At 68.3% G+C, this 25276-nt stretch carries 23 protein-coding genes; 10 read left to right on the forward strand and 13 right to left on the reverse strand.

Annotation, left to right across the window (positions count from 1 at the left end; all coding sequences use genetic code 11):
* The first annotated feature begins 34 nt into the window (after window positions 1-34).
* Window positions 35-1570 carry an acetyl-CoA acetyltransferase gene (locus SBI80_RS11910; RefSeq protein WP_318974810.1) on the forward strand — a complete coding sequence of 512 codons (1536 nt, stop codon included), beginning with the start codon at window positions 35-37 and terminating at the stop codon, window positions 1568-1570.
* On the opposite strand, the gene SBI80_RS11915 is transcribed toward SBI80_RS11910, so the two are convergent.
* The 5 genes from SBI80_RS11915 to SBI80_RS11935 all read right to left on the reverse strand — a co-directional run bounded on the left by SBI80_RS11915 (window position 1567) and on the right by SBI80_RS11935 (window position 4539).
* Window positions 1567-1959: a hypothetical protein gene (locus SBI80_RS11915; protein ID WP_318974811.1), complete on the reverse strand. Its 393-nt coding sequence runs from the start codon at window positions 1957-1959 to the stop codon at window positions 1567-1569. The genes SBI80_RS11910 and SBI80_RS11915 overlap by 4 nt on opposite strands.
* A 134-nt stretch (window positions 1960-2093) precedes the next feature.
* Window positions 2094-2363, reverse strand: a complete 270-nt coding sequence (locus SBI80_RS11920) for a hypothetical protein (protein WP_318974813.1) — start codon at window positions 2361-2363, stop codon at window positions 2094-2096.
* A gap of 18 nt (window positions 2364-2381) precedes the next feature.
* Window positions 2382-2735 carry a DUF5005 domain-containing protein gene (locus SBI80_RS11925; RefSeq protein WP_318975242.1) on the reverse strand — a complete coding sequence of 118 codons (354 nt, stop codon included), beginning with the start codon at window positions 2733-2735 and terminating at the stop codon, window positions 2382-2384.
* On the reverse strand, window positions 2717-3589 hold the full coding sequence (locus SBI80_RS11930) for a hypothetical protein (protein WP_318974815.1): 873 nt from the start codon (window positions 3587-3589) through the stop codon (window positions 2717-2719). Before SBI80_RS11930 ends, SBI80_RS11925 begins: the two co-directional genes overlap by 19 nt.
* 101 nt (window positions 3590-3690) lie before the next feature.
* Window positions 3691-4539 carry an LLM class F420-dependent oxidoreductase gene (locus tag SBI80_RS11935; protein ID WP_318974817.1) on the reverse strand — a complete coding sequence of 283 codons (849 nt, stop codon included), beginning with the start codon at window positions 4537-4539 and terminating at the stop codon, window positions 3691-3693.
* A gap of 130 nt (window positions 4540-4669) precedes the next feature.
* Between SBI80_RS11935 and sfnG the strand changes: the two genes are divergently transcribed.
* The 5 genes from sfnG to purH all read left to right on the forward strand — a co-directional run bounded on the left by sfnG (window position 4670) and on the right by purH (window position 10710).
* The gene (sfnG, locus tag SBI80_RS11940; protein ID WP_318974819.1) at window positions 4670-5800 is read left to right on the forward strand and encodes a dimethylsulfone monooxygenase SfnG; all 1131 of its coding nucleotides are present in this window, start codon (window positions 4670-4672) and stop codon (window positions 5798-5800) included.
* 115 nt (window positions 5801-5915) lie between these two features.
* Window positions 5916-6800, forward strand: a complete 885-nt coding sequence (locus tag SBI80_RS11945; protein WP_318974821.1) for a DUF5336 domain-containing protein — start codon at window positions 5916-5918, stop codon at window positions 6798-6800.
* A 61-nt stretch (window positions 6801-6861) separates the two neighbouring features.
* Window positions 6862-8487: a cell division protein PerM gene (locus tag SBI80_RS11950; RefSeq protein ID WP_318974822.1), complete on the forward strand. Its 1626-nt coding sequence runs from the start codon at window positions 6862-6864 to the stop codon at window positions 8485-8487.
* 10 nt (window positions 8488-8497) lie between these two features.
* Window positions 8498-9127, forward strand: a complete 630-nt coding sequence (purN, locus tag SBI80_RS11955; protein ID WP_318974823.1) for a phosphoribosylglycinamide formyltransferase — start codon at window positions 8498-8500, stop codon at window positions 9125-9127.
* Window positions 9124-10710, forward strand: coding sequence for a bifunctional phosphoribosylaminoimidazolecarboxamide formyltransferase/IMP cyclohydrolase (purH, locus tag SBI80_RS11960; protein WP_318974825.1), 1587 nt, complete (start codon window positions 9124-9126; stop codon window positions 10708-10710). The genes purN and purH overlap by 4 nt, the downstream gene beginning before the upstream one ends.
* Here purH and SBI80_RS11965 read toward each other — a convergent pair.
* Window positions 10707-11234 carry a hypothetical protein gene (locus SBI80_RS11965; protein WP_318974827.1) on the reverse strand — a complete coding sequence of 176 codons (528 nt, stop codon included), beginning with the start codon at window positions 11232-11234 and terminating at the stop codon, window positions 10707-10709. The genes purH and SBI80_RS11965 overlap by 4 nt on opposite strands.
* Before the next feature lie 259 nt (window positions 11235-11493).
* Between SBI80_RS11965 and SBI80_RS11970 the strand changes: the two genes are divergently transcribed.
* Both SBI80_RS11970 and SBI80_RS11975 read left to right on the forward strand, forming a co-directional pair.
* A complete protein-coding gene (locus SBI80_RS11970; RefSeq protein ID WP_318974829.1) occupies window positions 11494-12876 on the forward strand; it encodes a sigma 54-interacting transcriptional regulator in 1383 nt (460 codons plus the stop codon).
* Window positions 12877-12927: 51 nt separating this feature from the next.
* Complete coding sequence (locus SBI80_RS11975; protein WP_318974830.1) at window positions 12928-14904, forward strand: VWA domain-containing protein; 1977 nt, start codon at window positions 12928-12930, stop codon at window positions 14902-14904.
* A 10-nt stretch (window positions 14905-14914) separates the two neighbouring features.
* Here SBI80_RS11975 and SBI80_RS11980 read toward each other — a convergent pair whose 3' ends face one another.
* The 7 genes from SBI80_RS11980 to SBI80_RS12010 all read right to left on the reverse strand — a co-directional run bounded on the left by SBI80_RS11980 (window position 14915) and on the right by SBI80_RS12010 (window position 24102).
* The gene (locus SBI80_RS11980) at window positions 14915-15496 is read right to left on the reverse strand and encodes a DUF1707 SHOCT-like domain-containing protein (protein ID WP_318974831.1); all 582 of its coding nucleotides are present in this window, start codon (window positions 15494-15496) and stop codon (window positions 14915-14917) included.
* Window positions 15497-15565: 69 nt separating this feature from the next.
* Window positions 15566-16351, reverse strand: a complete 786-nt coding sequence (locus SBI80_RS11985) for an enoyl-CoA hydratase family protein (protein WP_318974833.1) — start codon at window positions 16349-16351, stop codon at window positions 15566-15568.
* Window positions 16352-16388: 37 nt separating this feature from the next.
* Window positions 16389-17546, reverse strand: a complete 1158-nt coding sequence (locus SBI80_RS11990; protein WP_318974835.1) for an acyl-CoA dehydrogenase family protein — start codon at window positions 17544-17546, stop codon at window positions 16389-16391.
* Window positions 17543-19510 (reverse strand): acetyl/propionyl/methylcrotonyl-CoA carboxylase subunit alpha, encoded by a 1968-nt coding sequence (locus SBI80_RS11995; protein ID WP_318974836.1) that lies wholly within the window; start codon window positions 19508-19510, stop codon window positions 17543-17545. The genes SBI80_RS11990 and SBI80_RS11995 overlap by 4 nt, the downstream gene beginning before the upstream one ends.
* Window positions 19511-19586: 76 nt before the next feature.
* Entirely contained in the window at window positions 19587-21182 is a 1596-nt protein-coding gene (locus tag SBI80_RS12000) for an acyl-CoA carboxylase subunit beta (protein ID WP_318974838.1), read from the reverse strand.
* The gene (locus SBI80_RS12005; protein WP_318974839.1) at window positions 21179-22327 is read right to left on the reverse strand and encodes an acyl-CoA dehydrogenase family protein; all 1149 of its coding nucleotides are present in this window, start codon (window positions 22325-22327) and stop codon (window positions 21179-21181) included. The genes SBI80_RS12000 and SBI80_RS12005 overlap by 4 nt, the downstream gene beginning before the upstream one ends.
* Window positions 22324-24102: an acyclic terpene utilization AtuA family protein gene (locus SBI80_RS12010; RefSeq protein WP_318974841.1), complete on the reverse strand. Its 1779-nt coding sequence runs from the start codon at window positions 24100-24102 to the stop codon at window positions 22324-22326. Before SBI80_RS12010 ends, SBI80_RS12005 begins: the two co-directional genes overlap by 4 nt.
* 223 nt (window positions 24103-24325) lie before the next feature.
* On the opposite strand from SBI80_RS12010, the gene rpmF reads away from it, so the two are divergent.
* Both rpmF and SBI80_RS12020 read left to right on the forward strand, forming a co-directional pair.
* Window positions 24326-24499: a 50S ribosomal protein L32 gene (rpmF, locus tag SBI80_RS12015; protein ID WP_318974843.1), complete on the forward strand. Its 174-nt coding sequence runs from the start codon at window positions 24326-24328 to the stop codon at window positions 24497-24499.
* Window positions 24500-24569: 70 nt separating this feature from the next.
* Complete coding sequence (locus tag SBI80_RS12020; protein WP_318974844.1) at window positions 24570-25256, forward strand: response regulator transcription factor; 687 nt, start codon at window positions 24570-24572, stop codon at window positions 25254-25256.
* The last annotated feature ends 20 nt before the right edge of the window (window positions 25257-25276 follow it).

Genomic DNA, 25276 nt, shown 5'->3' on the forward strand with positions numbered 1-25276 from the left:
CTGTCGAACCAACGGCTGCCAGGAGGTCCCGCAAATGGGGGTTGACCCACGCACACCCGTCGTCGTCGGCGTCGGGCAGTTCACCGAACGCATCGACGATGCCGACTACCGCGGGATGTCCGCCGTCGACCTGGCGACTGAAGCGGTTCGCGCGGCCCTGGCCGACACCGGCGCCGACGTCGGCACGGTCGCGGCGGCCATCGAGGTGTTCGCCGGCCTTCGGCAGTTCGAGATCTGCACGCCCTTCACCGACCCGCCGTTGGGAGCGTCGGACAACTACGTGCGCTCGGTGGCGCAGCGCGTTGGTGCCAACCCCGCTCGGGCAGTCCTCGAATCGATCGGTGGCAACGGGCCGCAGAAACTCGTGACGGAGTTCGGTGGGGCGATCGCAGCGGGTGAGATCGAGATCGCGCTCATCCTCGGCTCGGAGGCGGGTTCGACGGCGAAGTTCTTCGCGAATCGTAAGGAGAAGCCGAACTTCACCGAGCACGTCGGCGGTCAGCTCGAGGACCGCGGTTACGGCTTCGAACAGTACATTAGCGAGTACACGGTCTCGCACGGATTGACCGGTGCGCCAGTGCAATACGGGCTGCTGGACAATGCCCGCCGGGCCCGGCTTGGTCTGGGGGTTGCCGACTACCGTATGCAGATGGCGGAGCTGTTCGCGCCGTTCTCCAAGGTCGCCGCCAAGAATCCGTTCTCGTCGTCGCCGGTCGAACGGTCGGTGGCGGAGATCGAAACCGTCACCGACGAGAATCGGATGATCTGCGACCCCTATCCGCGACTGCTGGTGGCGCGCGACACCGTCAACCAGGGTGGCGCTGCACTGATGATGTCGGTGTCGGCGGCGCGACGGCTGGGAGTGCCCGAGGAGCGGTGGGTATACCTGCACGGGCATGCCGACCAGACCGAGCAGGACCTGCTCGACCGCGCCGAACTCGGCATCAGCATCTCGGCGAAGAACGCGGTGGCAGAAGCCCTCCGGGTGGCGGGCGCCGGGATCGACGACGTAGCGACGTTCGACCTGTACAGCTGCTTTCCCTTTCCGGTGTTCGCGGTGTGCGACGCGTTCGGCCTGGCCCACGACGATCCGCGCGGCCTGACGCTGACCGGTGGATTGCCGTACTTCGGCGGCCCGGGCAACAGCTACTCGCTGCACGGCATCGCCGAGACGGTGGCCCAAATGCGGGACACGCCAGGAGCATTCGGGCTCGTCGGCGCCAATGGTGGGGTGATGAGCAAGTATTCGGTCGGGGTGTACTCGACCACGCCGGCGGACTGGGTGCCCGACCGGGGCAAGGAGCTGCAGGCCGAGATCGCGGCACTGCCGAAGGTGCCGGTGACCAGGAACGTCGACGGCCCTGGAGTGATCGAGACGTACTCGGTGCGTCACGACTGGCCGCAGCCCACCGGCATCATCGTCGGGCGGCTCGACGCCGATGACAGCCGGTTCATGGCCATGACCACCGACGCCGAGCTGCTGGCGGCCATGACCGAGGGTGATCCGCTCGGTGCCTCGATCTCGGTGAAGACCGATGCGGACGGGGTCAATCGGGCGGTGTCGTTCTAGAAGAGTCTCGTCTCGGTCGGTGTCAGCACGAAGCCGTGCTCGCCGACCCGGCATGCCGTGGTACCGCTGGCGTCGACGCCGCACTGGATGCCCTTGTAGCTGATCGTGTGTTGAGGGGGCAGCGTCTTGATGGGATCGCCCTCAGGTGGATCGTCGGACGTGGGTTCGATCGAGGCGGCCTTCGTGGTGGCGACCGTGATGCTCCAGTCCCCAGGGCCCTTGTCGGGACGTGGCCCGGCGCAAGTCAATACGACGTCGTTCGGATCGCTGAGCGAGTTCATCGCGTTCTGGTCGCAAGACAGCCCGCCTGGGGTGGTGAAGCGAATTCCGTTGAAGTAGGGGTAACTCTGCCGGTAGTCGTTCGCGTCGACCGTCGGGAAGGAACTCAAGTCGGGGAAACCGCCAGGCAAGGTGGATGTGCTGGTATCGGTCGGCGGACTCGCAGTGGCGTGATCGGCGGTCGTCGACGCACAACCGGCGACGGCAACGAACGCGATTGCAGCGAGCATGATCCGTGTTCGCATCAGTAGGCCCCTAGTCCTCGCGTATCGGAATTCTGGATTTGAACGAGTTGAGTGCCGTACGGGTTCCACAGCGATATCGACGCGTCCACGGAATTGCCGCCCGACAAGGGCGACTGGAATATGCCGTAGGCACCGGGTTGCGCTGTGACCAGCTGGGGCGGTGACCAATTGACGCCATCAGTGGAAGAGCTCGTGAACACGTTGCCATTGTCGTCGTTGAAGGTCAGCAGGGCCTTGTTGTCGTAGAAGTGCACGTTGGGTTCGCCCACACCGCTGTATCCGGGGGGCTATTGGACGACGGGAGGGCTCGTGTTGGGATCCTGGGCTGCATCGAACGTCTTACCGTTCCAATACTGGTATTTGGTTGGATCTTCGACGTCACCGACCGGGACCCGAGCCACGTGGAGACCGTCATTGGCGCGGCCGTCCTGGGTGCCGTAGACGTATACGTACTTTCCGTCGTCGCTCGGCGCGAAGCTCTGCACCTGAAACGGTTGGTCGTGTTGGACAACGGTATTCGCGACAGACGGTCCGACGGGCGACCAGGTTCGTCCGCCGTCGGTGGACTTGTACAACTGCGTACTGCGGGTCTCCCAGGTGCCCTTGTTCCAGTTCTTGACGTTCATCGTCGACGCATACATCGTGTCGCCCACGTTGAAGGTCGACGTGGGAATCGTCGATGCGTCACCCGGGGTGTTGGGAACGGGTCCTTGACGACCTCGTCGACGACCCACTTACCGTGCTCATCCATCTTCCAGTAGACGATGTTGTTGAAGCCGCCCACGTCGGTTCGAGGCCCCGGCCCGCCGCCGTCGCCGACTGACTTCGCCGTGTCGCCCTGGATGGTGAAGAGCCGCCCGTCGGGCGTCATTCCCATGATCGACAGATCCGTGTTCGGAATCCCCGCCTGGGCGGAGTCTGGACCGCCCGATCCGGCGAGACTCTGCAACCACTTGAGCTGCGCGCTGTTCAGGCTGTCGGGGTCGATTCCACCCGGCGGTGGATTGTTTCCGGGAAGCCATCCGGCGTTGATGGCGATGATGTTCTTGGCGACGGTGTCGTCGGTGGTCATGAAGGCCTGAATCAGCTGCTGGATGATCTTGGTGTAGGTCGCGGCGATGGCGACCCACGGCGCGGTGTCATTCGGGCTACGCGGGGTGACGACTCCGGCGTCGGAGACGTCGAACATGCTCGACGCCGTGTCCACCCAGACGAGTAGGACGTCGCGATCGGCAACCAGCGCAGCGCCACCGGACTGCAAGGCGCGGGCGAGCGCGGCCAGCTTTGCGTGCAGGAGGTACTGCGTCTGGATGTTGCGGTACGCCTTCGCTACTGCCGCGTTCGCGGAACGTCCGTGCCAGCTCTCCTTGAGCCTGGAGACCTCGCGGACCTGATCGCCTATGAGACGATCCAACGCATCGGCCTTGGCCTGTTCGTCCGCGCCCGCGTCGACGACGGTCTGCGGGCTCTGGGCTCTGATCATCGAGATGGGCATGAGACCTTCGAATGACTCGTGTCGTCTTAGCCTATGACATCGGCAGGACGGTCCGACGCATCGAAATCGCAGTCGACGACGACCGCCGATCCGGTCCAGAACTAGACCAGTGCGGCGAGCTTGCCCGCCAACCTCTCCACGTAACCGGCCACCTCGGCCTCGCTCTTGTCCGGCAATCCGAACAGCACTTCGGTGACGCCGAGATCGGCCCAGCGGGCCAGCTTGTCGGGATCGGGCTTGAAGTCCAGCGCCACGATCTGGGGTGCGCCGTCGCGACCGGCATCCGACCAGGTGTCCTGTAGCAGCTTCACCGGCGCGTCGATGTCGAAGTCGCGCGGTGTGGTGATCCATCCGTCGGCCGAGCGGGCGATCCACTTGAAGTTCTTCTCGGTGCCCGCCGCCCCGACCAGGACGGGGATGTGGGCCTGAATTGGCTTGGGCCACGCCCAACTCGGGCCGAACTTCACGAACTCACCGTCGAAGGAGGCCTCTTCCTGCGTCCACAGCGCGCGCATCGCCTCGAGGTATTCGCGAAGCATGGTGCGGCGCCGCGCCGGGGGCACGTTGTGATCGGTGAGTTCGTCGGTATTCCAACCGAATCCGACACCCAGGCTGACGCGGCCGCCGGAGAGGTGGTCGAGCGTGGCGATGGACTTGGCCAGGGTGATGCAGTCGTGTTCGACCGGCAGGGCGACCGCCGTCGACAAGCGCACCCGCGACGTCACTGCCGCCGCCGTACCGAGGCTGACCCAGGGGTCGAGGGTGCGCATGTAGCGATCGTCGGGCAGCGACTCGTCCCCGGTCGTGGGGTGCGCGGCCTCCCGCTTGATCGGGATGTGGGTGTGCTCGGGCACGTAGAACGTTTCGAAGCCGTGGTCGTCGGCGAGCTTCGCCGCGGCGGCCGGAGTGATTCCGCGATCGCTGGTGAAGAGTACGAGCCCGTAGTCCATGGCCAGAATTAGAACGTGTTCTAGTGCCCGCGCGCAAGGTCGCCGGCCGGCCCGCCGCCACGGGGTGCACTTGAACTCGTGTAGATCGATACCGGTGACGGGCTCGGTGGCGGTTGCTCAGATGGCACACATGACCACCGAACGGATTGCCGACCACGTCAAGTTCGCCTACTGGGTGCCCAACGTCAGCGGCGGCCTGGTGACCAGCGACATCGAGCAGCGCACCGACTGGAACTACGAGTACAACAAGAAGCTCGCCCAGACCGCGGAGAACAACGGCTTCGAGTACGCCCTGAGCCAGGTCCGCTACGAGGCCAGCTACGGCGCCGAGTACCAGCACGAGTCCACCAGCTTCAGCCTGGCGCTGCTGCTGGCCACCGAGCGGCTCAAGGTCATCGCCGCGGTGCACCCCGGGCTCTGGCAGCCCGCCGTGCTGGCCAAGCTGGGCGCCACCGCTGATCACCTGAGCAATGGCCGGTTCGCGGTCAACGTCGTCTCCGGCTGGTTCAAGGACGAGTTCACCCACCTGGGCGAGCCGTGGCTCGAGCACGACGAGCGGTACCGCCGCAGCGCCGAGTTCCTGCAGGTGCTGCGCAAGATCTGGACCGAGGGCGACGTGGACTTCCGCGGCGACTTCTACCGCATCCACGACTTCACGCTCAAGCCCAAGCCCCTCAACACCCCCGAGCGGCCCAACCCGGAACTGTTCCAGGGTGGCAACTCCACGGCGGCCCGGCGCAACGGCGGTCGCTACGCCGACTGGTACTTCTCCAACGGCAAGGACTTCGACGGCATCACCGAGCAGGTGGTCGAGGTGCGCGACCATGCGCGGGAGGTCAACCGCGAGGTCAAGGTGGGTCTGAACGGGTTCATCATCGCCCGCGACACCGAGAAGGAAGCTCGCGACACCCTGCGCGAGATCATCGAGAAGGCCAACAAGCCCGCGGTCGAAGGCTTCCGGGGCGCCGTGCAGCAGGCCGGTAACTCCACCGGCGACAAGAAGGGCATGTGGGCGGACTCGAGTTTCGAGGACCTGGTCCAGTACAACGACGGATTCCGCACCCAGCTCATCGGGACTCCCGAGCAGATCGCCGAACGCATCGCGGCCTACCGCAAGCGGGGGGTCGATCTGATTCTCGGTGGGTTCCTGCACTTCCAAGAGGAGATCGAGTACTTCGGGGCCAAGGTGCTGCCACTGGTGCGCGAAATCGAACAGGCCGAAGTGGATTCACGCGACCGCCCCGTGCTGGTGACCGCCTGAGCGTCTCCGGGTTTGCTCGTCACCGCAGCCATCGGGGCCGCCGAGCCGACGCGAGTCGACTCCCAGGGTTGGTGCGCTAGCGTGGGTGAACGAAACGCCCATCACAGGAGGGGACATGTCGTATCCATCCGGTCCGTCCGGTAGTTCCGGATACCCGTCCGGACCGCCTGCGGCGCAGTACAACGCGCCCACCCAGCAGTTCGGCCACGTACCAGAGGCCGCCCCGGCGGGACCCAGCAAGCTCCCGCTCTACCTGGCCGTCGCCGTCGCGGTACTCGGCCTGGCCGTGTATCTCGTCAGCTTCGGCCCGGTGTTCACCATCAATGCCCCGAGCATTCCCGGTTTCGGCCCCATCGGCGGCTCCGTCAGCGCCACCCCGATCGGCATCACCCTTGCCACCGCCATCTCGCTGCTGGCCGGTTTGCTGGCCGGAGTGAGCCTGCTGCCTCGGCAGGCCAAGAACGCCGCCTGGGCGGCCGTCCTCGCGGTGCTGGCATTGCTGCTGGTGGTCTCCCAGATCGTCGGTGTGCCGTCCGGTGTCTCGTTCGGCTGGGCGCTGTACCTGCTGATCGCCCTGACCCTGCTGCAGGCCGTGGCCGCGGCGGTCGCTCTATTGCTGGAGTCCGGGGTCATCACCGCACCCGTGCCGAAGCCGAAGTACGAGCAGAGCCCCTACGGGCAGTACGGCGCGCCCGGCGCCTACTACGGACAGCCGCAGGGGCAGCCCCAGCACGGCGGTCCGCCGCACCAGCAGGGGCCGTCGCAGCGCGGTGGCTACCCGCAGCAGTACGGCGGCTACCCGAGCGGTCCGTCCACCGGCGGATTCCCCGCCCAGACGCCGCCGACCTCGCCGCAGCAGAGCGGTCCGCCGACGCCTCCGACGGGTTTCCCCGCCTTCGGTCAGCCACAGGGTTCCAATAGCTCGCAGACCACGCAGTCGTTCGAATCGCAGCAACCCCAGCAGCAGGCTGCGCCGCAAACCACGCCGCCGCCGTCATAATCTCTAGCGGCGCGCACGCAACCTCCGCGCGTCCGGGATGGTGCGAGGAGCGACCCAGCTAGTGGACAACCGGCCAGTCGGCACACGTCAGGCACGCGACCTCGTCAGAGTCGCGTTCGGGCCGTCGGTCATCGCGCTGGTGATCATCGCGGCCGTCGTCCTGGTCCAGTTGGTGATCGCCAACAGCGACATGACGGGCGCGTTCGGTGCGATCGCGAGCATGTGGCTCGGGGTCCACGGGGTGCCGGTGTCCATCGGTGGTGCGGAGCTGGGCGTGATGCCTCTGCTGCCCATCCTCGCGATGGTGTGGGGTACCGCGCGCAGCACCGCCGCGGCCACCAAGGCGGGCACGTCGTGGTTCGTCATCCGATGGGTCGTGGCGTCGGCGCTGGGTGGCCCCCTGTTGATCGCGGCGATCGCGTTGGCCGTCATCCACGACGCGTCCTCGGTGCTGACGGCGCTGCAGACACCCAGCGCATCGCTGGCGTTCGGATGCGTCCTCGCCGTGCACTTGGTGGGGGCGGTCATCGGCGTGGGCTCGAAGGTGCTGCGACGGCGGGTGCGCACCTCCTCACGGGTGCCGTCGTGGCTGCCCGACGCGGTCCGCGCAGCGTCCGCCGGCGTGCTGGCCCTGTTCGGTTTGTCCGGGGTGATCGCGGCCGGGTCGATGATCGTGCACTGGGGCACGATGGACGCCCTGTTCGGCATCACCGACTCGGTGTTCGGCCAGCTGAGCCTGACGCTGCTGTCGATGCTCTACGCACCCAACGTCATCGTCGGGACGGCCGCCGTGGCCGTCGGCTCCAGCGCGCACGTCGGTCTGGCGACGTTCAGTTCGTTCACCGTGCTTGGTGGCGACATTCCCGCCCTGCCGGTGCTGGCCGCGGTCCCCGCCCCGCCGCTCGGACCGGTCTGGGTGGCCTTGCTGATCGCCGCCGCCGCGGCAGCGGTGGTCGTCGGACAGCAGTGCGCCCGTCGTCCGTTGCCGTTGCCGGAGGCGACGGCCAAACTGGCCACCGCCGCGGCGCTGGGTGCCGTGGTGATGGCGTTGCTCGGCTATGCGGGCGGGGGTCGTCTCGGCAACTTCGGCAACGTCGGAGTCGACCAGACCACGTTCGGCCCCGCGGTCTTCGTGTGGTTCGCCGCGATCGGCGCCTTGACGGTGGCGATGAGCGGTGGCATCGCCAGGCGGAACAAGACCAAGCCCGTCGCGGCAACCGCGCCACCCGCCGCCGACGTCGAGCCCGAGGCAGAGCCCCAGACGGTGCCCTCGGACGCCGAGGTCGAACCGGAGGTCGAGCCCGGGTACGAGGAGTTCCTGGAGGCCGACGTACCCGACGAACCCGAGGTCCGCGAGGAGGTCGTCGAGGAGATCCTTGCCGAGATCGTCGACGACGACGAGCCCCGGCAGCGAGCCAGGAAGGTCTTCGCCGAACCCGTGGACTCGCCGAGGGGCGATCGCTTCGAGCAACCCTTCGAAGCACCCGTCGATCAGCCCTTCGACGAACCCTTCGCCGAACCCGAGGAGCGTCCGGCGCCCGCCGCCGTCCGCGCAGCTCCGCGCGACGTCTTCGACTTCGACGACGACCCCGAGGCCCACTACTTCGCCGACGACGATGCGGGGACCGACACCGGTCGGTCCGACCCGCACCCCACCAGCGACGAGCCGCGGCGTTCCTCCGATTAGGCTGCATCGCGTGCAGCCCCCGCTTCGTGTCCCCGCCAGCGCCCCGGCCCGGGTGGTCGTCCTGGCGTCTGGCACGGGATCCCTACTGGAATCGGTGCTGCAGGCGGCAACGGGCGACTATCCGGCACGCGTGGTGGCTGTCGGCACCGATCGGGACTGCCGGGCCCTGGAGATCGCCGCCGACGCCGGGTTGCCGGCCTATACGGTGCGCCTGGGCGACCACCCCGACCGGAAGTCCTGGGACGCCGCGATCACCGAGGCGACCGACGCGCACCAGCCCGATCTCGTGGTCTCGGCGGGGTTCATGAAGATTCTTGGCCCGCAATTCCTTTCACGCTTCCTCGGCCGGGTGGTGAATACCCATCCCGCGTTGCTGCCCGCCTTTCCCGGTGCGCACGCGGTGCCCGACTCCCTGGCCTACGGTGTGCGGGTGACCGGCTGTACGGTGCACCTCGTCGACGCGGGGATGGACACCGGGCCGATCCTGGCCCAGGAGGCGGTGACGGTCCTCGACGACGATGACGAGGGCTCGCTGCACGAACGGATCAAGGTCGTCGAGCGGCGACTGCTGGTGGACGTGCTCGCCGCGATGGCGACGCGTGGTGTGACGTGGACGGGACGAAAGGCGGCCCTCGGATGACGAGCGGACTCGAGATCGACGACGACGGCAAGCGGGCGATCCGCCGCGCCCTGATCAGCGTGTACGACAAGACCGGGCTCGCCGAATTGGCGCGCGGCCTGCACGACGCCGGCGTGGCGATCGTGTCCACCGGGTCGACGGCCAAGACCATTGCCGCAGCCGGTGTTCCGGTGACGCCGGTTGAGGACGTCACGGGCTTCCCCGAGGTGCTCGACGGACGCGTGAAGACGCTGCATCCGCGCGTGCATGCTGGGCTGCTTGCCGACACCCGCAAGGCCGAGCACCTGGCGGCGCTCGAGGAATTGGGCGTCGCGGCCTTCGAATTGGTGGTCGTCAACCTGTATCCGTTCACCGAGACCGTGGACTCCGGCGCCGGAGAGGACGAGTGCGTCGAGCAGATCGACATCGGCGGACCCTCGATGGTGCGCGCCGCGGCCAAGAACCACCCCAGCGTCGCGGTGGTCGTCGAGCCCATCGGCTACGACGGCGTGCTCGCCGCGGTGCGGGCCGGCGGATTTACGTTGGCGCAGCGAAAACGGCTGGCGTCGTTGGCGTTTCGGCACACGGCGGAGTACGACGTCGCTGTCGCGGACTGGATGGGTTCGACCCTGGCGCCGGAACCCGGTGCTGCCGAGCTGCCCGAGTGGTTCGGCGGGACGTGGAAGCGCGCCGCGGTGCTGCGCTACGGCGAGAACCCCCACCAGCAGGCGGCGCTGTACCGCGACGACACGTCGTGGCCCGGGCTGGCGCAGGCGGAGCAGTTGCACGGCAAGGAGATGTCGTACAACAACTACACCGACGCCGACGCGGCCTGGCGGGCGGCGTTCGACTACGAGCAGACCTGCGTGGCGATCATCAAGCACGCCAACCCATGTGGCATCGCCGTATCGTCGGTGTCGGTCGCCGATGCCCACCGCAAGGCGCACGAGTGCGATCCGTTGAGTGCGTTCGGTGGCGTCATCGCCGCCAACACGACGGTCAGCGTCGAGATGGCCGAGACGGTGTCCGAGATCTTCACCGAGGTCATCATCGCGCCGGCCTACGAACCCGGTGCGGTCGAGATCCTCGCGCGCAAGAAGAACATTCGCGTCCTGGTGGCCTCGGAACCCCAGGTCGGGGGCACCGAATTCCGGCAGATCAGTGGCGGCCTGCTGGTGCAGCAGCGCGACGCGCTCGACGCGCCCGGTGACGATCCCGACACCTGGACCCTGGCCACCGGGTCGCCGGCGGACTCCGACACCCTCGCCGACCTGGTCTTCGCGTGGCGGGCCTGCCGGGCGGTCAAGTCGAACGCGATCGTCGTCGCCAAGGACGGTGCGACCGTGGGCGTCGGCATGGGTCAGGTCAACCGGGTCGACGCGGCACGCCTAGCCGTCGAGCGCGCGGGTGACCGGGTGCGCGGCGCGGTGGCGTCCTCGGATGCGTTCTTCCCGTTCCCGGACGGTCTCGAGGTGCTGACCGCCGCGGGTGTCAAGGCCATCGTGCATCCGGGTGGATCGATGCGCGACGACGTCGTCACCGAAGCCGCGACGAAGGCTGGTATCGCGCTGTACCTCACCGGCGCCCGGCACTTCGCGCACTAGGCGGACGGCGGCCTGGGAGCTGCGCGCCATTTCCGGCGCAGGACCGGCACCACCACTGCGCACAGCGCGAGGTTGTAGATGGCGAGCACGCCGTAGAGCACGGTGTCGCGGGTGTCGAAACCGAGCGCGCCCGGCGCGTGGTGGGCGGCCCCGAGGGCAGACAGCACGGCCAGCGCCGACCAGCCCACCCCGGCGATGATGCTGTAACCCGCGGTCGTCCAGTCGCCGAGGCAGGCCAGCACGGCCAGCGCGCCGCCGGCCAGCAACAGGCCGCCGTGCAACGGGGTCACCAGCAGGCAGAGGATGGGAATGCCTTCGTTGCCGAAGCGCAGGTTGGCCATCGACCACGCGAGGGCGAAGCCGCCGAGTATCCCCAGTGCCAATCCCTGCCCGAGCAGGGCCAGCTGCGCGATCCGAAACAGAGCCCGGGCTGAACCACCGGCGGCCACCGGACCGAGGCCGACCGCTGCGCCGTTCTGCGCAGTGGTCTTCGCCCGACCTGCGGCGTACCCGTGTTCAAGCACGCCTCACAGTGTGGAGCCTGCGACGCCGCGGTGGTCGCCATGCAAGCTCATTGCCAGGCGATCTGTGCACGTCTCACAGCTAGCGCATGGCCGGGTGCCGCTGCCGGACTCGGTATGGCGGACGACGGATGCGGGGAAGCGCCGAAGAAGACCTCGGGCTGAGGTCGGCGCGCGCATTCCCATTTCGGACCTGAATTCGTAATTTCGCTATAAGCACGCACCTGCTGCCTCTGGCCGCCAACAGTCGTAGCGTGGAGTAGTGACCTCACCTAACGATCTGCCCCGAACCCTCGGCGAGCTGCGCGCCGCTGGGCACCGCGAGCGGGGTGTCAAGGCCGAAATCCGGGAGAACCTGCTGGCTGCGCTCGGCGAGGGCCGCGACGTGTGGACCGGCATCCTGGGCTTCGAGGACACCGTCATCCCGCAGCTGGAGCGGGCCCTGATTGCCGAACACGACGTCGTCCTGCTCGGCGAACGCGGTCAGGGCAAGACCCGGCTGCTGCGCTCGCTGACCAATCTGCTCGACGAGTGGACGCCGGTGATCGAGGGTTCTGAGCTGCACGAGCACCCTTATACGCCGATCACGCCCGAGTCGATCCGCCGCGCGGCGACCTCCGGTGACGACCTGCCCATCACGTGGTTGCACCGCAGCGAGCGCTACACCGAGAAGCTGGCCACCCCGGACACCAGCGTCGCCGACCTCGTCGGCGACATCGATCCCATCAAGGTGGCCGAGGGGCGCAGCCTGGGCGACCCGGAGACCATCGCCTTCGGCCTGATCCCGCGGGCGCACCGCGGCATCGTCGCCATCAACGAACTGCCCGACCTCGCCGAGCGCATCCAGGTGTCGATGCTCAACGTGATGGAGGAGCGCGACATCCAGGTGCGCGGCTACACGCTGCGGCTGCCGTTGGACGTGCTGGTGGTCGCCAGCGCCAACCCCGAGGACTACACCAACCGCGGTCGCATCATCACCCCGCTCAAGGACCGGTTCGGCGCCGAGATCCGCACGCACTATCCGTTGGCGCTGGACGCCGAGGTGGGCGTCATCAAGCAGGAATCCCACCTGCCCGCGGCCGTGCCGGAGTACCTGTTGCAGATCCTGGCGCGGTTCGCTCGCGCCCTGCGGGAGTCGCAGTCGGTCGACCAGCGCTCCGGTGTCTCGGCGCGGTTCGCGATCGCCGCGGCCGAGACCGTCGCGGCCGCCGCGACGCACCGCTCGGCGATTCTCGGCGAGCAGGATCCCGTCGCGCGGGTCGTCGACCTGGGCACCATCATCGACGTCCTTCGGGGCAAGTTGGAGTTCGAGTCCGGCGAGGAGGGACGCGAGCAGGCGGTGCTGGAACACCTGCTGCGGCGGGCAACCGCCGACACCGCACAACGGCTGCTGGGCGGGCTCGACGTCGGCACGCTGGTGGCCGCGGTCGAGGCGGGCGCCCCGGTGACAACCGGAGAACGGGTCTCGGCCAAGGACGTCCTCGCCGCGCTGCCCGGCCTGCCTGTCGTCGACGCCGTCGCCGAGCGCCTCGGTGCGCAGACCGATGGTGAGCGCGCCGCCGCACTGGAGCTGGCGCTTGAAGCCCTCTATCTGGCGAAGCGCATCGACAAGGTCTCCGGTGAGGGCGAAACCATCTATGGCTAACCACGCGACGATCACGCACCGAGGGACGAGCCGCGTCGAGGAGTGGGGTAATTGAGCCCTAGACACGTCTCGCGGTATTCGCGATACACCGGCGGACCCGATCCGCTGGCGCCGCCGGTCGATCTGCGCGAGGCGCTCGAGCAGATCGGTCAAGACGTCATGGAGGGCAGCTCACCACGCCGTGCTTTGGCCGAGCTGATGCGCCGTGGCACCCAGAACATGCGCGGTGCCGACCGGCTCGCTGCCGAGGCCAATCGCAAGCGCCGAGAACTGTTGCAGCGCAACAACCTCGACGGCACCCTGCAGGAGATCAAGAAGCTGCTCGACGAGGCGGTGCTAGCCGAGCGCAAGGAGTTGGCGCGCGCGCTCGACGACGACGCCCGGTTCAACGAGCTTCAGTTGCAGGCGTTGCCGCCGTCGCCAGCCAAGGCCGTGCAGGAGCTCTCCGAGTACGACTGGCGCAGCGATGAGGCCCGGCAGAAGTACGAGCAGATCAAGGACCTGATGGGTCGCGAGATGCTCGACCAGCGTTTCGCAGGCATGAAGGAGGCGCTGGAGAACGCCACCGACGAGGATCGCCAGCGGGTCAACGACATGCTCGACGACCTGAACGGATTGCTCGACAAGCACGCTCAGGGACAGGACTCGCCCGAGGACTTCGACGAGTTCATGGCCAAGCACGGCCAGTTCTTTCCCGAGAATCCGAAGGACATCGACGAGCTGCTGGACTCGCTGGCCAAACGAGCTGCGGCCGCGCAGCGGTTCCGCAACAGCCTATCCCCGGATCAGCGGGCCGAGCTGGATGCGTTGGCGCAGCAGGCCTTTGGTTCCCCGTCGCTGATGAGCGCGCTGGACGAGCTCGATCGGCATCTGCAGAACGCCCGCCCCGGCGAGGACTGGCAGGGCTCCGAGCGCTTCAAGGGCGACAACCCGATGGGCATGGGAGAGGGCGCGCAGGCGCTGGCCGACATCGGCGAGCTGGAGCAGCTCGCCGAGCAGCTGTCGCAGAGCTACGCCGGTGCGCAGATGGACGACGTCGACCTGGACATGCTGGCCCGGCAACTCGGCGAGGAGGCAGCCGTCGACGCGCGGACGCTCGCCGAACTCGAACGGGCACTGATGAACCAGGGCTTCCTGGACCGTGATGCCGACGGTCAGTGGCGGCTGTCGCCCAAGGCGATGCGTCAGCTCGGCCAGATGATCCTGCGCGACGTGGCCCAGCAGCTCTCGGGCCGCCACGGTGAACGCGACACCCGCCGCGCCGGCGCCGCCGGTGAGCTGACCGGCGCCACCAGGCCGTGGCAGTTCGGCGACACGGAGCCGTGGAACGTCACTCGCACGCTGACCAATGCCGTTCTGCGCCAAGCGGGTACCGGCGTCGCAGAGCTGCCGATGCGGATCACCGTCGAGGACGTCGAGATCTCCGAGACCGAGCAGCGCACCCAGTCCGCGGTGGCGCTGCTGGTCGACACCTCGTTCTCGATGGTGATGGAGAACCGCTGGCTGCCGATGAAGCGCACTGCGCTCGCGCTCAACCACCTCATCAGCACCCGATTCCGGTCCGACGATCTGCAGATCATCGCGTTCGGGCGGTACGCGCGAACCGTCAGCGCCGCCGAGTTGACCGGGCTCGAGGGGGTCTACGAGCAGGGCACCAACCTGCACCATGCGCTGGCGCTGGCGTCTCGGCACCTGCGTCGCCACCCCAACGCCCAGCCCGTCGTGCTCGTCGTCACCGATGGTGAGCCGACGGCACATCTAGAGGACTACGGCGACGGTCAGGGCACGTCGGTGTACTTCGACTATCCGCCGCACCCTCGAACCATCGCGCACACCGTCAAGGGCTTCGACGAGATCGCCCGCCTCGGCGCCCAGGTGACGATCTTCCGGCTCGGCAGCGATCCCGGTCTGGCGCGCTTCATCGACCAGGTGGCGCGACGGGTGGAGGGTCGCGTCGTGGTGCCGGATCTCGACGGGCTCGGAGCCGCCGTCGTCGGCGACTACCTGCGCTCGCGGCGCAGGCGCTGACGCCGACCCGTTAGTTGCGGGCCTTGCGCTTCTTGCGCTTGATGCTGACGCTGCCGCCCAGCGAAAAACCGCGAATGGTGACCTGCGGGGCGCCGGGGGAGCCCTGGTCGCCGACGTGGTCGAAGGAGCCCATCACGCCGACACCGTGCACCGCGACATTCAGTTCCGGCGGCAGCAGGATGGTCTGGCCGCCGAAGATCGAATACGAGTGGATCTCGACGTCGGCCGCGGTGAAGTCGGCGTAGCGCAGGTCGATGACACCGCCGCCGAACACCGCCACCGACGTCAGTCGCTTGGGCACGTTCCACCGGCCGCGGCGCTCGAAGCCGCTCATGATGGCCAGCAGCAGCGTGGACGGGGCGGGCCGCCCGGGCCCGCTGGCGGGCGCAGTCGTCGCGATGCCCGGCAGGTCGGAGCTGAGGCGGTCGAGTTCGTCGAAGGTCTGGGCGGCGTACGCCTTCTTCAGACGCTCTTCGTATTCGCTCATCTCGAGGCGGCCCTGAGCGGCCGCGTCGGTGAGCAACTGTGCCACCTGAATGCGGTCGGGATCACCGGCCCGCATCGACCCGTACCGCGATGCTCCATTGCTCATTGAGGACGAGCCTACGACTATCCCTCGGACATGCAAGACACCTTGGCCACGAGACCGTCACACGGTGTCCTATCCGCTGCCGGCCACCCACTGCGGCGGGCGCTTTTGCAGGAACGCGAGCATGCCCTCGCGGGCCTCCTCGGAGACGAACAGCTTTGCCGATTGGGCCGCTAGCGAATCGGCGTGCTCGTCGAATGCCGCCAGGATCGCCTGCGTCGTCAGCGCCTTGGACGCCGCGAGCCCCTGCGGTGACGCCTTGGCGATGTCGACCGTCAGCGCCGCCACGGTGGCAGCCACCGCGTCGGACGATTCGACGGCCACCGAGATCAGGCCGACGGCGGCGGCCTCGGCCGCCCCGAACTTCTCACCCGTCACGAAGTAGCGGCCCGCCGCCCGCGGCGACATCTTCGGAAGCAGGGTCAGCGAGATGATCGACGGCGCGACGCCGATGCGCGCCTCGGTGAGCGCGAAGGTGCTCGCCGGCCCGGCGACGACGATGTCGCAGGCGCCGACGAGGCCAAGCCCGCCGGCCCTGACGTGACCGTCCACCGCGCCGATGACCGGGACCGGCAGTTCGACGATCGCCCGGAGCAACCGGGTCATGTCGCGGGCGCCGTTCAGCGCGAGTTCCCCGGGCTCGCGGCCGGCCGCCTCGCCGAGGTCGGCCCCGGCGCAGAACGTGCCGCCGGTATGTCCGAGGACCACGCACCGGACGTTCGGGTCCGCCGCGGCGGCGGCGAACCCGTCGAGGAGTTCGCCCACCAGCGCCGCGGACAGCGCGTTGCGATTGTGCGGCGAATCGAGCGTCAGCCGCGCGACGGCGCCGTCGACGGCGTGGTCGACCAACCTGGTCATGACATCCCTCCCGGGTCGCTTCGCTCCTGCCCTCCGGTCAGTAGGACCGGGGCAGGCCCAACGAGGTCTGTGCGATGAAGTTGAGGATCATCTCGCGGCTGACCGGGGCGATGCGGGCCAGGCGCGACGCCGTCAGCACCGACGCGATGCCGTACTCCTTGGTCAGCCCGTTGCCGCCGAGGGACTGCACCGCCTGATCGACGGCGCGCACCGACGCCTCGCCCGCGGCGTACTTGGCCATGTTCGCGGCCTCGGCGGCGCCGAAGTCGTCGCCCGCGTCGTAGCGGCTGGCCGCCTTCTGCATCATCAGCTTGGCGAGCTCGATCTCGATGTAGTTCTGCGCCAGCGGATGCGACAGGCCTTGGTGCGCGCCGATGGGGGTCTTCCACACCTGCCGGGTCTTGACGTAGTCGGTGGCCTTGTCGATCGCGAAGCGGCCCATCCCGACGGCGCTCGCGGCGCCCATGATGCGTTCGGGGTTCAACCCGGCGAAGAGCTGCGCGATGGCGGCGTCCTCGGCGCCGACGAGCGCGTCGGCAGGCAGCCGCACGTCGTCGAGGAACAGCTGGAACTGGTTCTCCGGGCTGACGATCTCCATGTCGATCTTGGTGTAGTTCAGGCCAGGAGTGTCCGTCGGGACGACGAACAGCGCCGGCTTGAGATTGCCGGTCTTGGCCTCCTCCGTGCGGCCCACGACGAGCACCGCCTGCGCCTGGTCGACACCGGAGATGTAGACCTTCTGGCCAGACAGGATCCAGTCGCTGCCGTCGCGGCGGGCGGTGGTGGTGATGCGGTGGGAGTTGGATCCGGCGTCGGGTTCGGTGATGGCGAACGCCATGGTGATCGTCCCATCGGCGATGCCGGGGATCCAGCGCTTCTTCTGCTCGTCGGTGCCGAACTTGCTGATGATGGTGCCGTTGATGGCCGGGGAGACCACCATCATCAGCAGGGCGCAACCGGCGGCCGACATCTCCTCCATGACGGTCGACAGCTCGTACATGCCTGCGCCGCCACCGCCGAACTCCTCGGGCAGGTTGACCCCGATGAAGCCCAGTTTGCCGGCCTCGCTCCACAATTCGGTGGTGTGCTCGCCGGCGCGCGCCTTCTCCAGGTAGTAGGCCGGCCCGTAGCTGGCGGCCATCGCGGCGACGGCCTTGCGCAGTTCCTGCTGTTCGTCGGTCTCGGTGAAGTTCATGCGGGATCTCCTTGGGTGTCATCGATGCGGGCGAGTAGCGCGCCGACGTCGACCTGCTGGCCGGCGGTGACGTTCAGTTCGGCGAGCACGCCGTCGCTCGGCGCCGCGATCGTGTGCTCCATCTTCATGGCCTCCAGCCAGATCAGCGCCTGGCCCGCGGTGACGGTGTCACCGACCGCCGCGGCGATCTTGGTCACCGATCCGGGCATGGGCGCCAGCAGCGAACCGTGGGCGACCGCGGCGTCTGGGTCGGGGAAGCGCGGCAGCGCGGTCAGGTGAACCGGCCCGAGCGGACCGTCGACGAAGACCTCCGGTCCGTAGCGCGCGACGGCGAAGGTCCGCTCGACGCCGTCGACGGACAGCACCACGCGATCGGGCGCCGAGGACACCAGGGTCGCGGCGACGCCGTCGATCTCGAGGCCGCCTCGGCCGAACCGGTAGCGGACCTCGTGCACGTCACCCATGGGGTCGGCATAGCTCTTGGTCTGGAAGCCGGACGCGAGGTTGCGCCAACCGCTCGGCAGACCGCCGAGTGTGCCTGCCGTACTTCGGTTCTGGGCGGCATCGGCGAGGGCAGCCGCCACCGCAGCCAGGGCGGCGGTCGACGGATCTGCCAACGGTGCCGCGAGTGCGGTGAGGCCGTGGGTGTCGAAGAACGCGGTGTCGGTTGCTCCGTCGAGGAACGCCGGGTGCCGCAGCACGTTGACCAGCAGGTCGCGGTTGGTGATGATGCCGTGCAGCTTGGTGCGGGCCAGGGCGTCGGCCAGTATTGCGGCGGCTTGAGCGCGTGTTGGAGCGGCGGCGATGACCTTGGCCAGCATCGGGTCGTAGAACACCGAGACCACCGAGGAGTCGACGATGCCCGAGTCGACGCGGACGCCAGCCCTCGGGAGCACGCCGAACTCGGTCACCCCGGTCGGCACCTCGAAGCGGTGAATGGCTCCCGCCTGCGGTTGCCAGTCCTTGGCGGGATCCTCGGCGTAGAGCCGGGCTTCGATCGAATGTCCACGGCTGGGCGGCGGTTCCGGGTCCAGACGACCACCAGCGGCGACCAGCAGCTGCAGCTCGACGAGGTCGAGGCCGGTGGTCTCCTCGGTGACGGGGTGTTCGACCTGCAGCCGGGTGTTCATCTCGAGGAAGAAGAAGTCGCCGTCATCACCCGCCATGAACTCGACGGTGCCCGCACCGGTGTAGTCGATGGCCTTGGCGGCCAGCCGGGCGGCGTGGAACAGCTTGGCGCGCATGCCGGGAACGCGGTCGACCAGCGGCGACGGCGCCTCCTCGACGATCTTCTGGTGGCGGCGTTGAATCGAGCATTCACGCTCGCCGACTGCCCACACCGTTCCGTGCGCGTCGGCCATCACCTGCACTTCGACGTGGTGACCGGTGGCCAGGTAACGCTCGCAGAAGACCGTCGGATCGCCGAAGGCGGACTGTGCCTCCCGTCGCGCGGCCTCGACCTGGGTGGGGAGCTCGGCAAGTTCACGCACCACGCGCATGCCGCGCCCGCCGCCACCGGCCGAGGCCTTGATCAGGACGGGCAGCTGCGCGGCGGTCACGGTTTCGGGGTCGAGCTCGTCGAGCACCGGCACCCCCGCCGCGGCCATCATCTTCTTGGCCTCGATCTTGCTGCCCATCGCCTGCACGGCTGCCACCGGCGGCCCGATCCACGTCAACCCGGCCTCCTGCACCGCGGCCGCGAATTCGGCGTTCTCGGAAAGGAATCCGTACCCGGGGTGGACGGCGTCGGCACCGGCCGCGCGCGCCGCGGCGATCAGCTGGGCGGCGTCGAGGTAGCCGTTGCGGTCGTCGAGCCGGACACGGACGTCGGCCTCGGCGACGTGAGGAGCGGCCGCGTCGGGTTCGGTGTAGACGGCCACCGTGCCAAGGCCGAGGCGGCGGCAGGTGGCGAACACGCGGCGGGCGATCTCCCCGCGGTTGGCGACCAGGACTCGACTAATCACTGCACTTCCTCCGTGATTCGTGCACGCTGGGTTGCGGTCGGCGCAACGGCGGGTGCACGAGTCGCCGACATGGGGGTCACATCCGGAAGACGCCGAAGTTCGACGTCCCCTCGATTGGGCCATTGGCGATGGCGGACAGGCACATGCCGAGGACCGTTCTGGTGTCACGGGGGTCGATCACACCGTCGTCGAACATTCGGCCCGAAAGGAACATCGGCAGTGACTCGGCGTCGATCTGGGCCTCGATCGCGGCGCGCAGGGCGGCGTCGGCGTCCTCGTCGACCTGCTGGCCGCGTGCTTCGGCGGCGGCGCGGCTGACGATCGAGATGACGCCGGCCAGCTGGGCGCCACCCATCACCGCGGACTTGGCGCTCGGCCAGGCGAACAGGAACCGGGGGTCATACGCCCGGCCGCACATGCCGTAGTGGCCGGCGCCGTAGGACGCGCCGAGCAGTAGCGAGATGTGCGGCACCGTCGAATTGGAGACGGCGTTGATCATCATCGAACCGTGCTTGATCATTCCCCCCTCCTCGTACTGCTTGCCGACCATGTATCCGGTGGTGTTGTGCAGGAACAACAGTGGCGTGTCGGAGCGGTTGGCCAACTGGATGAACTGGGTGGCCTTCTGCGACTCCTCGCTGAACAACACCCCCCGCGCGTTGGCCAGGATTCCGATGGGATGGCCGTGCAGCGTCGCCCAGCCCGTCACCAGCGAACCACCGTAGAGCGGCTTGAACTCGTCGAACTCCGAACCGTCGACGATGCGGGCGATCACGTCCCGCGGGTCGAACGGCACGCGGAGGTCGGCGGGCACGATGCCGATGAGTTCCTCGGCGTCGAAGAGCGGGTCGGTGACCGGCCCCGGCGTCGGGCCGGCCTTCTGCCAGTTCAGCCGGGCCACGATGCGCCGCCCGATGCGGATGGCGTCGAGTTCATCGACGGCGAAGTAGTCCGCCAAACCCGATACGCGGGCGTGCATTTCGGCACCGCCGAGGGATTCGTCGTCAGACTCCTCGCCGGTGGCCATCTTCACCAGCGGGGGACCGGCGAGGAATACCTTCGAGCGCTCCTTGATCATCACGACGTGATCGGACATGCCCGGCACGTACGCGCCACCGGCGGTCGAGTTGCCGAATACCAGCGCGACGGTGGGGATGCCCGCCGCCGAGAGTCGGGTTAGGTCGCGGAACATCTGCCCGCCGGGGATGAAGACTTCCTTCTGCGTCGGCAGGTCGGCACCCCCGGATTCGACCAGGGAGATCACCGGCAGCCGATTCTCCCTAGCGATCTGGTTGGCGCGCAGGATCTTTCGCAGCGTCCACGGATTGCTGGTGCCACCCTTCACCGTGGGATCGTTGGCCACGATGAGGCACTCGACCCCCTCGACCACGCCGATCCCCGTCACGACGCTGGCGCCGACGTGGAAGTCGCTGCCCCAGGCGGCCAGCGGGCTCAGCTCGAGGAACGGCGAATCGGGGTCGACCAGCAGCTCGATGCGCTCGCGCGGGGTGAGCTTGCCGCGGGCGTGGTGACGCTCGACGGACTTGGCACTGCCGCCGGCCATGGCCTTGGCGTGCTCGGCGTCGAGTTCGGCGAGCTTGGCCACCATGGCCTCTGCTGCTGCGGTGAACGCCGGACCGGTGACGTCGACCAGTGACTTCAGCGCGCTCACGACTGGTAACCCAGCGTCTTGGCGGCCAGGCCGGTCAGGATCTCGGTGGTGCCGCCGCCGATCCCGATGATGCGCATGTCGCGATACTGCCGCTCGATCTCGGACTCGGCCATGTAGCCCATGCCACCGAACAGTTGCACGCCGGCATTGGCGACCCATTCACCGGCCTCTACCGCGGTGTTCTTGGCGAAGCAGACCTCGGTGATCAGGTTGGTGTCACCGGCGAGCTGACGTTCCACCAGATGGCGCGTGTACACCCGTGCGACGTCGACCTTGCGGGCCATCTCGGCAAGGGTGTTCTGCACTGATTGCCGCGAGATCAGTGGCCGTCCGAAGGTCTGCCGGTCGCGGCACCACGCGACGGTCAGGTCCAGGCAGCGCTGCGCACTGGCATACGCCTGGGCGGCGAGCCCGACCCGCTCGGAGACGAACGCCGCCGCGATCTGCAGGAACCCCGAGTTCTCGGCGCCGATCAGGTTCTTTACCGGAACCCGCACGTCGGTATAGGACAGCTCGGCGGTGTCCGACGATCGCCAGCCCATCTTCTCCAGCTTGCGGCTGACCTCGAACCCCGGCGTGCCCTTGTCCACGACGATCAGCGAAACCCCCGCCGCGCCAGGGCCACCCGTACGGGCGGCGGTCACGACGAAGTCGGCCCGCACGCCGGAGGTGATGTAGGTCTTGGCGCCGTTGATGACGTAGTCGTCGCCGTCCCGGACCGCCCTGGTGGTGAGGTGCCCGACGTCGGAGCCGCCGCCGGGCTCGGTGATGGCCAGCGAGCCGATCTTCTCGCCGCGCAGCGTGGGGCGTACGTAGGCGTCGATCAGCCGCTCGTCACCCGAGGCGATCATGTGCGGCACCGCGATGCCGCAGGTGAACAGCGAGGCGAAGACGCCGCCCGGTACGCCGGCCTGGTGTAGCTCCTCGCAGATGATCACGGCATCGGCAGCATCCCCGCCGCCACCGCCGACGGCCTCGGGGAAGTTCGCGCCGAGCAGCCCCGCGCGGCCCGCCTTCAGGTGCAGTTCGCGTGGGATCTCGCCGTCGCGCTCCCACTCCGCGACATGGGGCAGGATCTCGCGATCGGCGAAGTCGCGCACGGACTTTCGCAGTGCGTCGCGTTCGGGGCTGGTCCATGTGCTCATGACGGGAATTCCTCTGGGATGTCGACGTGGCGGGAGCGTAGCCATTCACCGAGGCCCTTGGCCTGGGGGTCGAAGCGGGCCTGGTGGGCCACCCCCTTGCCGAGGATGTCCTCGATGACGAAGTTGACGGCGCGCAGGTTTGGAAGCAGGTGGCGGGTCACCGGCAGGGCCCGCGCCTCCGGGAGCAATTCGCGGAGCTTCTCGACGGTGAGGGTGTTGGCTAGCCAGCGCCACTGCGCCCCGGTGCAATCCCCCGTCGCTTCGCTCGCCCCGGTGCAATCCCCCGTCGCTTCGCTCGCCCCGGCGTCTCGTCCCGTCGCGTCATGCCTCACCCACACTCCGACGTTCGCATTGCCGCCCTTGTCGCCGCTGCGCGCACCGGCGATGCGGCCCAGCGGTGCTCGCCGGGTGCCGTTGGCGGGCAAGGGTTCCGGGGTTGGGGGTTCCGGGACGGGCTCGAGCACCCGGGTCTCGGTGGCGACCGGGATGTCGGTGCGGGTGCCATCGGCGTGCACGGCGACGTGCGACACCTCGTCGGCGTCGACGTAACCGGCGGTGAACACGCCGTACACCTGACCATCGCCGGGCGGGGCGGTCGTGGTGAAGCCCGGATAGCTAGCCAGTGCCAATTCGACGGCGGCCGAGGAGAACTGACGGCCGACCTTCTTGGGATCGGGATCGCGGACCACGCACCGAAGCAGGGCACTGGCGGTCTCTTCGGTGTCTGCGTCGGGATGGTCGGTCCGCGCCAAGGTCCACTCCAGCTCCGCCGGCTGTACCGCGAGCCCGGCCGTCAACTGCCGCCGCACCAGATCCGCCTTGGCCTCGATGTCCAGGCCGGTCAGCACGAACGTCATTGCGTTGCGGAAGCCGCCGATCGTGTTGAGCGAGACCTTCAGCGTCGGTGGTGGCGGTTCGCCGCGGGCGCCGTCGATGCGCACGCGGTCGGGGCCGTCCTGGCTCAGCGCGAGGCTGTCGATCCGCAGCGTGACGTCGGGGTTGGCGTAGCGCGGGCCGCTGATCTCGTAGAGCAGTTGCGCGGTGACGGTGTCGACGCTGACCAACCCGCCGGTGCCGGCGTGCTTGGTGATGACCGACGTGCCGTCGGCCTCGATCTCGGCGATGGGGAAGCCGGGATGGGAGAGGTCGGGCACCTCGGTGAAGAAGGCGAAGTTGCCACCGGTGGCCTGGGTGCCGCACTCGATGACGTGGCCGGCGGCCACGGCGCCGGCGAGGGCGTCGTAGTCAGTCCTGGCCCAGCCGAAGTGGGCGGCGGCCGGGCCGACGATCACCGACGCGTCGGTGACCCGGCCGGTGACGACGACGTGCGCGCCGGAGTTCAGACAGTCGACGATTCCCCAGGCGCCGAGGTAGGCGTTGGCCGCCAGCGGGGAGCCGAATCCGAGTTCGGTGGCGCGTGCGAGCAGGTCGTCACCCTCCACGTGGGCGACGTCGACGTTCAGTCCGAGCCGCTCGGCCAGCGCGCGCACGGCCGCGGCCAGCCCGGCGGGATTCAGCCCGCCGGCGTTGGCGACGATCTTCACGCCGCGGTCCAGTGCGGTACCGAGGGACTCCTCGAGCTGGGTCAGGAACGTCTTGGCGTAGCCCCGGTCCGGCGACTTCGCACGGTCGCGCGCGAGGATCAGCATCGTCAGTTCGGCCAGGTAGTCACCGGTGACGTAGTCGAGCTCGCCGCCGGTCACCATCTCCTGCATGGCGGCGTGCCGATCGCCGTAGAACCCCGAGCAGTTGCCGATCCGAACAGGTGCCAACACCCACGCTCCGATCATCGTCGACGGCCCAACCAACCGGTAGGTTACTCGGTACCGACGGTTCCGCGTCAAGCGCTTTCGCGGGTGTTGGTTCGCGGCGTCCGCTGGACGGTCTCGCGCATTTTGGAGGCTGAGCTGCTCACCGGCTATCCTGAGGGGCAATTGCCGACGCCCATGCGTGCGCGGCATCCCCAAAGCAAGAAATCTCAAGAGGAGAAGTTCCACCATGGCTGTGCCGAAGCGGAGAATGTCGCGTTCGAACACCCGTAGCCGGCGGTCGCAGTGGAAGGCCGAGGCCACGGGTCTGGTCAACGTCAGCGTTGCAGGTCAGCAGCACAAGGTGCCGCGTCGACTGCTCAAGGCCGCTCGGCTGGGCCTGATCGACCTCGACCGCCGCTAGTTCGACGAAGTCGCCGTCTGGGCGGCGCGCCTCTCAGGCCTGTCTCAGACACGGGGTTGAAACTGTGCCTGTGCGAATACTTGTCGTTGACGACGATCGCGCTGTGCGCGAATCCCTGCGCCGGTCGCTCGCGTTCAACGGATACACCGTCGAGTTGGCCCAGGATGGTCTCGAGGCGCTGGAGAAGATCGGCAGCGATCGGCCCGATGCCCTCGTCCTCGACGTGATGATGCCGCGGCTCGACGGGCTGGAAGTGTGCCGTCAGCTGCGCAGCACGGGCGACGACCTGCCGATCTTGGTGCTCACCGCGCGCGACTCGGTATCCGAGCGGGTGGCCGGCCTGGATGCCGGTGCCGACGACTACCTGCCAAAACCGTTCGCGCTCGAGGAACTGCTCGCGCGGATGCGTGCGCTGCTGCGCCGTCGGGTCCTGCCCGAGGACCGCGAGTCGGCGGCGTTGACGTTCTCCGACCTCAGCCTGGACCCGGTCACTCGCGAGGTCACCCGCGGCGAGCGGCAAATCAGCTTGACCCGCACGGAGTTCTCGCTTCTGGAGATGCTGATCGCGAACCCGCGCCGGGTGCTCACCCGCAGCCGCATCCTCGAAGAGGTATGGGGCTTCGACTTCCCCACGTCCGGCAACGCGCTGGAGGTCTACGTCGGTTATCTTCGCCGCAAGACCGAGGCGGAAGGGGAACCCCGGCTCATCCACACCGTGCGCGGCGTCGGATACGTGCTGCGCGAGACCCCGCCCTGATGGGTTCAGCCCGGTCGCCA

It is taken from the genome of Mycolicibacterium sichuanense, assembly GCF_033741125.1.
GTDB lineage: Bacteria > Actinomycetota > Actinomycetes > Mycobacteriales > Mycobacteriaceae > Mycobacterium.